At 38.9% G+C, this 12,031-nt stretch carries 7 protein-coding genes; 3 read left to right on the top strand and 4 right to left on the bottom strand.

From position 1 onward, the window contains the following. The 3 genes from H4J59_RS12915 to H4J59_RS12925 all read right to left on the bottom strand — a co-directional run. Positions 1-913, bottom strand: a 913-nt coding sequence (locus tag H4J59_RS12915; protein ID WP_182239988.1) for a hypothetical protein, incomplete at its 3' end; no start/stop codon positions are given. Between the two features lie 667 nt (positions 914-1,580). Continuing rightward, complete coding sequence (locus H4J59_RS12920) at positions 1,581-2,768, bottom strand: cystathionine beta-lyase (protein ID WP_182239990.1); 1,188 nt, start codon at positions 2,766-2,768, stop codon at positions 1,581-1,583. A gap of 619 nt (positions 2,769-3,387) precedes the next feature. Beyond that, on the bottom strand, positions 3,388-5,841 hold the full coding sequence (locus H4J59_RS12925) for a DNA polymerase II (protein WP_182239992.1): 2,454 nt from the start codon (positions 5,839-5,841) through the stop codon (positions 3,388-3,390). A gap of 83 nt (positions 5,842-5,924) precedes the next feature. Between H4J59_RS12925 and dinG the strand changes: the two genes are divergently transcribed. Beyond that, positions 5,925-8,033: an ATP-dependent DNA helicase DinG gene (gene dinG, locus H4J59_RS12930; protein WP_182239994.1), complete on the top strand. Its 2,109-nt coding sequence runs from the start codon at positions 5,925-5,927 to the stop codon at positions 8,031-8,033. Positions 8,034-8,127: 94 nt separating this feature from the next. Here the strand turns inward: dinG and H4J59_RS12935 are convergent, their stop codons facing one another. Then, positions 8,128-9,099, bottom strand: a complete 972-nt coding sequence (locus H4J59_RS12935; RefSeq protein WP_220469820.1) for a magnesium transporter CorA family protein — start codon at positions 9,097-9,099, stop codon at positions 8,128-8,130. Positions 9,100-9,398: 299 nt separating this feature from the next. Between H4J59_RS12935 and H4J59_RS12940 the strand changes: the two genes are divergently transcribed. Together H4J59_RS12940 and H4J59_RS12945 are read left to right on the top strand one after the other, a co-directional pair. Beyond that, entirely contained in the window at positions 9,399-10,751 is a 1,353-nt protein-coding gene (locus H4J59_RS12940; protein ID WP_182239998.1) for a magnesium transporter, read from the top strand. Between the two features lie 23 nt (positions 10,752-10,774). Further along, positions 10,775-11,899, top strand: coding sequence for a DUF21 domain-containing protein (locus tag H4J59_RS12945; protein WP_182240000.1), 1,125 nt, complete (start codon positions 10,775-10,777; stop codon positions 11,897-11,899). Positions 11,900-12,031 lie beyond the last annotated feature (132 nt).

The raw sequence follows: 12,031 nt of genomic DNA on the forward strand, positions 1-12,031 counted from the left end.
TTGTTTCATCTATACTGTTTGTTTCATCTATACTGCTTGTTTCATCTATACTGCTTGTTAATATTATAGCGAGGTTTTGCCCGTCTTCTGTAAGTTCTGCACTATCATTAAGTGCGAGAATATTTGCTTGTCTGGTTACTTCGGTTTGCTTGTTATTGTTATTCTCATTCACCTCGTCAAACACAGGCTTTGCTGCTATTGCTTTTGGCGCTAGTTTCTCTGTATTTATATTATTGACTAAATTGTTTGTGGGCTGTGTTGAAATATTATAAATATTTGAAAATTTTTCTAGCAAAGGCGCTACTTGCGGGCCTAAAAGTAACCCGGCCATTAAAGCAATGAACAGTTTAAAGTTAATTGATTTGAAGTTAAATAAGGCTATTTTAGACTTAAGGGTGAGGTTTTCATCAAGATTAATAGGGTAAATTTTACTTTGATAATATTGGCTAATTTCCCCTGAGCTATATAATTTTTCTAATAATGTATGACCCCATAATTCAATGGTCAATAATGAGCTACCATAGCGTTGCCATGCCAGTAGTTGTCCTAACAAATGATGTATATCAGTTGAAATCAAATCAGCATTTTCAAATGCCCAAATAGTGATAACTTCTTTGTCTTTGTTCTCAATTAAATATTGCTTGGCATTTTCAAGGAATTGTTCATTAGTTTCTATTGAGGAAAACTGATCGATACCCGCGGTTACTAAGACACGAGTTAAATCATCGAGGTGCTCAATTTTTCCTGGTAAAAAAACAACTTGATGATGTTCAGGGATATTTTCAATATAGGTTTTTTTTAAACTCGCTAACAGCTTTTCAGATTTGCTGGTAATAACGCGGCAAACACCTGTTTCTATCACAGAATATAAAAGTTGAAATAAACCTTTTCTTACGGGTGAATCATTATTCATTCAACTCTCTTATATCAAGTACTATACATAGAACAGGGATCACAACTTACTTTACCATAATGCTGACTATAATTATGATTTCTCACATATTACAACAAGGCGAAGGATGAAAACAAGTAAACTGTTTTGATCATCCCTCACTCGTTATGTTCGGGTATGTTTTAAAAACAGTAAAGCATCAGGCGTTTGATATTTGGCCTTTGATTTTTATAACCCGTATCAGGATCTGTTAGACAATAATATCTGCTGAAAGTAGGGCTAGACTCTGGCTAAACTCTGGCTAAACTCTGACTAAACTCTGGCTAAACTCTGGCTAAATGATAAGGTTCAAAAGTGCTTGCAGGCAAACACTTTATTGTACTTTATCAGCGCACGCCTGAAAAATGCTAACGTGTGCTGTTTTACCCTAATAATTAAGGAAAAAGATAATTCAATGAAAAGTGCTTTATCTTGCGATAAGTTGTAGCGATGCAAAACAGATCATGCAAGTAGCCACTAGAAAACGGCTTTGAATCGATTTAAGATTACATTCAAAGTCCGTTTAAAAGGCTTTATTTAACATCAGCCGTTAGACAAAATTTGCTACTAACGCTTAAGTTAAGTCACTTGCTATTGTTAAGTTCACTACTGTAATACTCAATTGACAGATTGATGATACAAAATGCTCTTAGCTACCTTGTTGCTCAAGCACTTGATTAAAATGCGCAAAGCCTTGTGCTAAATCATCAATTAAATCATCAACATTTTCCAAACCAACATGCAAACGAATCAAGGGAAATTGATATGGCCAAGTGGTTGCAGTGCGCATATTATTAACCTTTGAAATACCTAAAACAAGGCTTTCAAAACCACCCCACGAATAACCCATTTTAAAATGTTCCATGCTGTCTAAAAATGCCGTTAGTGCCGCTTGATTACCCTTGTTTAATACAAACGAAAACAAACCATTTGAGCCGGTAAAATCACGTTCGAATGCTTCATGACCCGGGCAAGATGGTAGCGCTGGATGCAAAATAGTTTCAACTTCTGCGCGCGTTGACAACCAATGCGCGATTTTAAGTGCACTGGCCTGATGCTGCTGTAAACGCACGCTCAATGTTCTAATACCCCGCATGGCTAAGTATAAGTCATCAGGAGAGGTACATTGCCCCATAATATAGCTGCTTTCACGCAATTGTGGCCAATGCTCAGCGTTTGCCGTTGCGGTACCTAACATGACATCTGAATGACCAACAATATATTTTGTTGCTGCTTGTATTGAAACATCAACACCGTAATCAAAAGGTTGAAAATTTACCCCTGCTGACCAAGTGTTATCTAACATCACGATACACTTGTGCCTATGAGCCACTTCAGCGATGGCGGGAACGTCTTGAACTTCCATAGTAACTGAGCCCGGTGATTCAAGAAACACCACTCGGGTATTCGCCTTAATTAACGCTTCAATACCTGAACCAATCAGTGGGTCATAATAAGTCGTTTCAATACCTAACTTAGCTAATATTTTATCGCAATAATCACGGGTGGGTTCATAGGTGCTATCGACCATTAAGATATGATCGCCCGTTTTAACAAAGGCTAATATGGCATTAGTGATTGCCGCCGTACCCGACGGATATATGGCACAACCTGCTCCACCTTCTAACTCTGTCATCGCATCACTAAAAGCAAACGATGTTGAAGTACCACGACGGCCATAAAACAACACCTGATTAGTTTTATTGGCTGTGGCATGCTTCATTTCTTTGACCGAGTTAAATACTACGGTAGATGCGCGCTCTACCGGTGGGTTAACGACACCGCGTGTCCATTGGCTTTTACGGCCAGCATTAATAAGTTTTGTTTCTTTTTTCATCTCTAGGTTACATTCCACGGTTATATTTTTTGGATATCGCTCGATAAGGAACTTATCCTTTTGAAATCAAGCAGCGCTGACCATTCACAAAGCGGCTAACTCATTTTTAATTTCAGCTTGCTAACGTTCACACTTTTCAAATTCATTATAGCTATCTAGCCATCTATAGGTATTTGTATCGCGAATTAAGTAAAGAAGCACGCTTTATTTTGTCATAACATAGTCGTGAACAGTATTAAGCACATAAAAGAGTATCATATGAGTAGTAGCCATTTGATTAATTAATACCAATCTCACTAATTATCTGATCATTTTTACTGGTTAAAATAACCAACTACTGCGTTATTTATTTAATAATTAGAACAACTAGTTATTAAAATAAATGCCTTATATTTGGTCATTTTTCTTGCGTATAAAGTAGACCACCTAATTAATGAAATTGGTATGATCAAATTTTTCTGAACTCAAATAAATACAAGCTATAACCAGTAGTTAGGCGTTATTCACCTTATAAATTTTAACCCTTAAGAACTTTCAATCTTAAGAACACAGCAAGCATTAACTGGGTATAACACTATCGGTTGCCACAAGTGTAAGTCAGTGGGCTCAAGTGTCAGTTTTAGCGCTCAAACAAACTCATTTGGCTATTGGTGATTTCATCAAAACTGGTATTGATAAAAGGTAAAATAGCATCAGCTACCGCGAGCAATTGTCGGTCAATGTAAAATTGATAATCCAAAGCAGCGCTTTGACAGCCTTTCGCTTGTGGGCCATTGGTGGTCATTAGATATTCAATCCACCCTTTATTTTGATACTTAAGAGGTTTTCCCTGTTGCTTATAAATTTCATCGGCTAGCCTTGCTGCTCTCACATGTGGCGGCACATTTTTAACGTAAAGCTCAAGCTTTCTGCGCAAACGTTTACGATAATAAAGTAAGTCATCATGCTTACCTGCTAAGGTATCGGCCACCATTTGCTTGATATAATCCGCAACCGGTTCGTCATTAAAAATTTTCAAATACAAAGTACGTTGAAATTGCTTGGCTAATTCGGTCCAATCGGTGCGAACACTCTCTAACCCTTTAAAAACAAGATGTTGTTGTTCGCCCTTTTGTACTAAGCCTGCATAGCGCTTTTTTGTACCTATATCTTGACCACGAATGGTTGGCATTAAAAATTGACTAAAGTGGGTTTCAAATTCAATATCAAGCTCGCTAACAATATTAAACTGTTCTTTAAGTAATTTTTGCCACTTTTGGTTAATGTAATCTTGTAAAATTTTACCAAGCGCCCTGCTCTGCTCTGCGCTTTGGTGATCACCGACATGGACAAATATTGAGTCGGTGTCGCCGTAAATAACTTGATAACCTTTTGCTTCAATCCATGATTTAGTAGTTTTTAGTATGCTATGGCTGCGTTTCGTAATAGAGCCAGATAACCGGGGATCAAAAAATCGGCAGCCGGTTGAGCCTAAAACACCATAAAATGAATTCATAATAATTTTTATCGCTTGTGACAAGGCGGCATTTTTATCTCTTTTGGCAATATCTCGCTCTTTCCAAAGCTCAGTAATGATATCAGGTAGAAAATGCTGTTCTCTTGAAAAATAAGCCCCGTCAAAACCCTCTATGGCTGTTTCTGGTGATTTTAAACCTTCAATCAAGCCCATAGGGTCAATATTAAAACTGCGGATAATACTGGGATACAGGCTTTTAAAATCTAACACCAGCACATTTTGATACAGCCCAGGGGTAGAGTCCATCACAAAGCCGCCCGGTGATTCAAACCCTTGATCGCCATCGCCCATATTAGGCGCAATATAGCCACTACGATGTAATTTAGGCAAATATAAGTTGGTAAAAGCGGCGACAGAGCCACCGATTCTATCAATGGCTAAACCCGTTAACTGCGCCCTGAGCATGGAAAATTCTAATAACTGCGTATGCTGAAAAATCAACAGCACTAAACGACAATCTTCTAAATTATAAAGCGCCAGCGCTGTTTTATCGTGATGAAAGTTATCAGTTATTTCTTGAATTCGGTGATCTACATCGTCAACTTTTTTGCCAATACCCAGTAAGGTATTCGCGACATTGTCGAGTGAAAAACTGGGAAAGTTATAAGTAGCACTTTTCAGTAAGTCGATACCATCGAGCACTACACGGCCATTAATTTCAATAAATTGCTGTTCACTACTTTGATTTTTACGCCAATGGGGTACTTTTTTATCTCGACCAATTGTAAATTTAAGATTATATAAATCATAACGTTTTTGTAATAAAGCAAAATCAAAATTAATCACGTTCCAACCCATAATAATATCAGGGTCGTGTTGGGTAAACCAAGCGAGCAAACTTACTAATAATGCTTGTTCATTAGCTTGCCAAACAATATCAATGTCGCTGGTAGCTTGTTGCTCGCGGGCTATTTCTTCTGCATTGGCAATCATCAACACTTGCTGACAATGCTCGCTATATAGCCCGATAGAATAGAGTTCACCCGACATTGAACATTCGATATCAAGCGATACGCTCGATAGTGCAATGTCAGTTTGTTGCGCTTTATCAATACGTTTACATTTAACCTGCTCAAAGCGCTGGTAAGCTTGATTATCGGCTGAAGTCAAATTTACTGCCTGACCAGCAAAGGTGAGATCGGCCGTAATAAAACGCTCCATTAAAAAACGATCATCTGGGCGAATGTCGTCTTCATAACACTTAATACCTTTTTGCTTTAGTAGCGCGCGCGCTTGGTAAAAATCACGTAAGGTCAAAAAATATACTGCCGCCACCGCGGCTTGGTTAAATGCTTTTAGCGCAAGTGCTTTTATCTCGTCAAGGTTAATGCCTTGTTTAGCTAAAACGTCTCTAACATGAGTAACATCACTAACTTCAACAAAAAAAACCGCACGTTCGTTATCAATAATCAGCTGCACTGACCCTTGTGGCGTTTTCAACCATAGGGTAATTTCAAGGTGATTGTTTCGGTCTGCCACATTTCGGGTCAACAGAAAACCACGAGTGCTAGCTAACGATTGAACTACGTCAGGAACATTTTCAGGAGAAAGTTGCATTAATGGTTCTAATTACTCATGACAAACTGTTAATATATACAGCAGTGTAAATCATCTTTTGTCGATAGGAAACTATAGCCGCAATGTTAAGCGATAAAATTAAACAAGTTATTAGAACCTCCTATAAAAGCATAGGTGAAAACCTCACCAACTTTAACCCGCGCCAACAGCAAACCTTTTTAATTGCTGAAATTGCCAAAACATTGGCGGGTGATTACGACAAAGTACGTAAAATTATCACTATTGAGGCGGGCACAGGTACGGGTAAGTCTTTAGCTTATGCGCTTGGCGCTATTCCGTTAGCGTTAAATCGCAACAAAAAAGTTTGTATAGCGACCGCGACCGTGGCATTGCAAGAACAACTGGTTGATAAAGACCTGCCCTTTCTAAAAAAACACAGCGGTTTAGACTTTAACTTTACCTTAGCAAAAGGACGCCAACGTTATGTTTGTCGGCAAAAACTCGCGCAAGCGGTGGCGAATGACGACAGCCCGCAAGCCGGTTTTACCTTTGCAGAAAAACCCCAAGCGAGTGATATTCGAACCTTAAATAAGATGCACCAAGCGCTCAATGATAATAGTTGGCCCGGCGATATTGACGCTTGGCCAGAGTCAGTTAATCATCATATTTGGCAACAAATACAAGCCGATAAACATAGTTGCTTAAAGCATGTTTCAGAGCATAGTCATTGTCCATTTCATAAGGCCAGAGAGACCATGGACGCTGCTGATGTGTTAGTAGTTAATCATAGTTTACTCTTGGCTGATTTAGAACTGGGTGGCGGTAAGATATTACCAGCTCCTGAAGACACTTTTTACATTATTGATGAAGCACATCACTTGCCAAAAGTAACACGCGATCACTCTAGTGCAAACCTGACGCTCAAGGGCGCGATTGACTGGCTTAATAAATTGCCAGAAACCGGTGATAAAATCGCAAAATTGGTTAAATCAAATAGTGCGATTTCTCCCTCAATAAAAATGGCTGACGATTGCCAAGATATATTAGCTGACATACAAAAAGTGCTGAGTTTTATTGATAATAATCGCAGCCTTTATTTTCACCAACCAGTGAAAAATAGCAAGCAGATGCAAAACCAACCACTGCAATTTCGTTTTGAAAATGGCATTATTCCGCAATCATTAAAGCATTGGGCCGAAGATTTAACCCAGAGCTCTAAAAAATGTTTAACGCATTTAAATAAGCTTTATAACTTGCTGATGGAATCGGTGAAAGACGGTGATACACAAACATATTTAGCCGAACCCTTGTTGGCCGAATCTGGCTTTATGATCCAACGCTTGGAAAATTTTAATGCCTTATGGCAAATGTATGCCAAAACGGATAGCGACAAAGGTGCCCCTATGGCGCGTTGGCTGGAGCAAATTGAAGGTAAACGTAGTGACTATTTAATTAGTGGCTCGCCTATCGAAGTAGGTTTCACCTTAGAAAATATGCTGTGGTCTAAGTGTGAAGGCGCCGTGTTGTGCTCTGCCACTATTCTTGCTTTAAACTCGTTCGATCATTTTCGCCGACAAGCGGGTTTAAGAACAGATGATGGCAGCCAATACCAAAAAGTTGATTCACCCTTTGATTATCAAAACAACGCGCAGCTGATCGTGCCTAAAATGCAATATGAGCCGAGTGCGGATCAGTTTACTGACGAATTAATTGCCAAGTTGCCTGAACAAATCAAACGCGGTAAAGCGACGCTAGTGCTATTTTCCTCGTATTGGCAAATGGACAAAGTGGTGACCGCCCTGCGAGAACAAACCAAGCTCAGTATTTTGGTGCAAGGTGAACAGTCTCGACAAAAAATCATTGAAACTCATAAAGCCCTTTGTGACAAAAAAGAAGACAGTATTATTTTTGGTACGCAAAGTTTTTCTGAAGGCTTGGACTTACCCGGTGATTATCTCACTAATGTGATTATTACCAAGTTGCCGTTTTCGGTGCCATCATCGCCAGTAGAAGAGGCTCAAGCAGAATATATCACGGCTAAAGGCGGCAATCCGTTTATGTCTATCTCAGTACCTGAAACCTCGAAAAAGCTGATTCAAGCGACTGGACGACTACTGAGAAACGAAAAAGATTATGGTGTTATTATACTAATGGACCGGCGTGTGGTGAATAAACGTTATGGTAAAGACTTATTAAACTCTTTACCGCCATTTAAACGTATTATTGAATAGTTTTTTATTATTATTGAGTGAAACCAGACCTAGTTAAGAAACTATACCGGTTTATTTGGGTATAGTTTCCAATAAATTAGCATTTAACTACTTACTACAACCAACGTTTTTTCTTAAATATCATCAGCAGCACCACTGAAACCAACGCCATTACCCCTAATAAAATAAAGTAACCATTAGCTGCTTTTAGTTCAGGTATATATTCAAAGTTCATCCCATAGATACCGGCAAGAAAGGTTAAAGGTACAAATAATGCTGTGATCACGGTTAGTACCCGCATAGTGGCGTTAAGTTGATGCGAGGTTACAGACATATAGCCATTGATTAAATCACCACAAATATCGTAATACATTTGCGAAAGGCTCAGCAAACGGTCTAAACGCTCGCGTAAATCATTAACCGTATGGATTTCTTTATCTGTGATTATATCCGTATCTTCATCATCTACATAAGCTTTTAGCCTTTCTCCCATGTTGACATGGTAGTTAAAAGTACGCCTTATTTTCACCAGTTGTGAGCGATATGAGGTAATTTGCTTCATCATTTTGTCATTACCACTTAATTGAAAGTCATCTTCAATTTTTTCTAGCTCAGCTTCAAAACTAAACATTTCTTTAAGATAATAACCACAACTGCTGTGGAAAAGCCTCAGTGCCAAATGCACAGGACTGCGCTTAAGGTATTTTTCACTGCTTTCGGAAAATAACTCGTTAATCGCTAATGAGCTTTGTGGGTGACGGGTAATGAGTACACGTTTACCGATAAACATACTGATTTGCAAATGAGCAAATCTTAGGCCATCGTCATTGGCAATAATGCCGCGGTACAGCATAAAAATATAATCGTTAAACAACTCAATTTTAGGCGGATGGCGCTCACGAAGCGCATCATTTATCGCTAAAGGATGGCAATTAAACTGCGTTAATAGCCGTTTCTCTTCTTCTAATTCAACGTTATCAAGATCAATCCACAGTGTAGTATCGTCATTTTCTTGCCATTGCTTGATTAATTCACTGCTACCAAAGATAGTTTTTTTAGTTGCTGATATCAACATACATTTTATCATTATATACTCTCAATATGCCCCGAGTTAAACGGGATGATTATTACCCCTGACCTTTGATTTTATTGTTATAAAGTCAAAAAAGCAGCAACAAGCCAAAGCTAAAAAAATAGTGAACTAAATTAGCATTAAAGCTAACTTATTTCCTCTTGATTGTAATACACTTGTTTTTAAATACGAATATAATTCACCGAATATAGCTCACTAAAAGTAATAACATAAAAGTTAAGCGTAAATGACAAACAGTTACGCTCCCACACAAGGTTATATGCCTTTATTAAAACAACTTTAAGGATAAATAAATGTTAGAAAATCCCATTGATAAATTATCCTTAGTCATTGACGACATTCTCATTGCAGAGCATACGCAAGAAATTGTCCAAGTGATGCACTCGGCCATTGAAACACTCGCGCCAGAACAATTTGCCCTGTTAATTGAAGCACTGCCACAAGATAAGCGTTTAAGTGTTTGGTCTACTTACCCTGAAACAATGCAAAGGTCTGCTTTTGTCGATATGGGACAAGGCACTCGAACCAGCTTAATTCAGGCGTTGAGCGACGAGGAATGTTTTGAGTTACTTGCCCAACTAGATGTTGATGAAGTAATTGAAATTGCAGAGGAAATACCAAGCCGCCTATTAAAATATGCGATAAAAAATTTAGATGACTCACAGCGAAAACTTTATCAACAGGCACAGCAATTTAGTGTTGATGAAGTCGGTCACTGGTTAGATTACAATTATGTTCGCATTTCAGAAAAACTTAAAGTCACTAGTGCGCAGCTACTTTTACAAAAAGGTCTATCGCCCTATACCGAAGACTTTTATGCGGTCAATAAAGAAGGTGTTTTAACCGGTACTGTCGCCATTAATACGCTAATACAAAGTGACGGCGAAAGCACGTTAAAAACACTTTTTTCTGCTGAGATAACAAGACTTAATGCTAATGAAGAGTTAACAACTGCAGCGGAAACGGTCATATTATCAGGTAAAATGTCGCTACCCGTTGTGGATGAAAACGAACATTTTCTTGGCCGATTTACTGTCGAAACCGCCTATCAAGTAAAGCAAGAGTCGCAAACAGAGCAAATGACTACCGCCGCGGGTTTAAGTACCGACGAAGACTTATTCGCTAGTGTACGCACCAGTGCCAAAAACCGTGGCATTTGGCTTGGTATTAACTTACTGACCGCATTTTTGGCGTCTTGGTTTATTGGTTTTTTTGAAGCAACCCTGCAACAAGTGGTAGCCTTGGCGGTATTAATGCCGGTAGTTGCCTCTATGGGAGGCGTATCCGGTAGTCAAACCTTAACGGTTATTGTTCGAGGCTTAGCCCTAGGGCAGATAACAGAACAAAATAGAAAAGTGCTGCTGCGAAAAGAGTTAAAAGTGGGCGGGGTCAATGGCATCATTTGGTCTATTGTTATCGGTGCAATTACTTATTTTTGGTTTGACAGCATCGAACTAAGTTTCGTTATTGCCTTAGCAATTTTATTAAATTTACTGACCGCGTCTGCCTCCGGCGTTATGATCCCGGCATTATTAAACAAATTAAATATCGACCCAGCCTTATCTGGCGCGGTTATTTTAACCACAGTAACCGATATTGTTGGCTTTGTGGTGTTTTTGGGATTAGGTAGCTTGCTGCTACTTTAGAAAAGTAAAAAAAGGAAAGAGTAATGCCCGTAGAAACTATCACCTGGATTGCCATTGCGTTTTGTATTTCACAATCTGCCATTTTTTCTGGATTAAATTTAGCGTTTTTTTCACTCAGTAGGTTACAGCTAGAAGTAGAAGCAAATAAAGGCAATAAAGCCGCCATAACGGTATTAACACTGAGAAACGATTCTAACTTTTTATTAGCGACTATTTTATGGGGCAATGTGGGTATTAATGTTTTGTTAACCATGTTGTCTGACTCGGTACTTGCGGGTGTTGGGGCCTTTTTGTTCTCAACCATAGTGATCACTGTGGTGGGTGAAATTACGCCTCAGGCTTACTTTTCTCGCAATGCCTTAAAAATGGGTAGCATGCTCGCGCCTATTATTCGCTTCTACCAGTTTCTGCTTTACCCCGTTACTCGCCCAAGTGCGCTAATACTTGACGCTTGGTTGGGCAAAGAAGGCATTACCTATTTAGCAGAAAGTGAATTAGGCAGTATTATTAAAGAGCATATTAGCGCTGAGGAAGCCGACTTGAATCATGTTGAGGGTATTGGCGCACTGAATTTTTTTGCTTTAGATGAAATTAGAGTCACAGAAGAAGGTGAAGTTATTGACCCTAACTCCATTATCGCCTTGCCAACAAAGCTTGATTTACCGGTTCTGCCAGATACTTATTCTGGCCCCGACGATCCATTTTTAACTATGCTAAACCATTCTGGTTATAGTTGGGTGGTGTTAACCAACCTCGAAGGTGAACCTTTACTGGTTATTGATGCTGATGGCTTCTTGCGTAGCGCACTATTTCAGTCAGAAAACTTTGACCCTTATAATTTTTGTCATCGTCCGGTTGTTATCACTGATGAAACGACATCGTTAAATGAAGCCATTTTGAAAATGAAAGTAAGTACCTCTATTGATAAAAACTTTGACGGCGTTATTGAACACGATGTACTGCTGGTATGGGGTGAAACTAAACGTATTATTACCGGTGCAGATATATTTGGCCGTTTACTTAAAGGTATGCTGCCCCCTATGCAAGATACCGATAATGCCACGGTAAAAAATAAAACCGAAAAAAGTAAGACTAAGCCCAGCAAAGCCAAGGTAAGTAAAGCTAAACCAAGTAAAGACCAGAATTAAGCATCTAGCGCTGAAGCATCTTTTTTCAGCACCCGTTTCGGCTATTAGTTTTGCCTATAGTTTCGGCTATAAATAGTATAGCCGAAACGCTTGGTGTTAGTTCTGGTCATAGTCCTGATCAAAGTTGTAATA

The organism is Colwellia sp. MB02u-10 (genome assembly GCF_014077185.1).
GTDB lineage: Bacteria > Pseudomonadota > Gammaproteobacteria > Enterobacterales > Alteromonadaceae > Cognaticolwellia.

Bases quoted from the DNA above. Each gene is read 5' to 3' on its own strand.
- H4J59_RS12920 (WP_182239990.1), bottom strand. From the start codon at position 2,768: ATGAAAAAAGAAACAAAACTTATTAATGCTGGCCGTAAAAGCCAATGG.
- H4J59_RS12925 (WP_182239992.1), bottom strand. From the start codon at position 5,841: ATGCAACTTTCTCCTGAAAATGTTCCTGACGTAGTTCAATCGTTAGCT.
- H4J59_RS12935 (WP_220469820.1), bottom strand. From the start codon at position 9,099: ATGATAAAATGTATGTTGATATCAGCAACTAAAAAAACTATCTTTGGT.
- dinG (WP_182239994.1), top strand. From the start codon at position 5,925: ATGTTAAGCGATAAAATTAAACAAGTTATTAGAACCTCCTATAAAAGC.
- H4J59_RS12940 (WP_182239998.1), top strand. From the start codon at position 9,399: ATGTTAGAAAATCCCATTGATAAATTATCCTTAGTCATTGACGACATT.
- H4J59_RS12945 (WP_182240000.1), top strand. From the start codon at position 10,775: ATGCCCGTAGAAACTATCACCTGGATTGCCATTGCGTTTTGTATTTCA.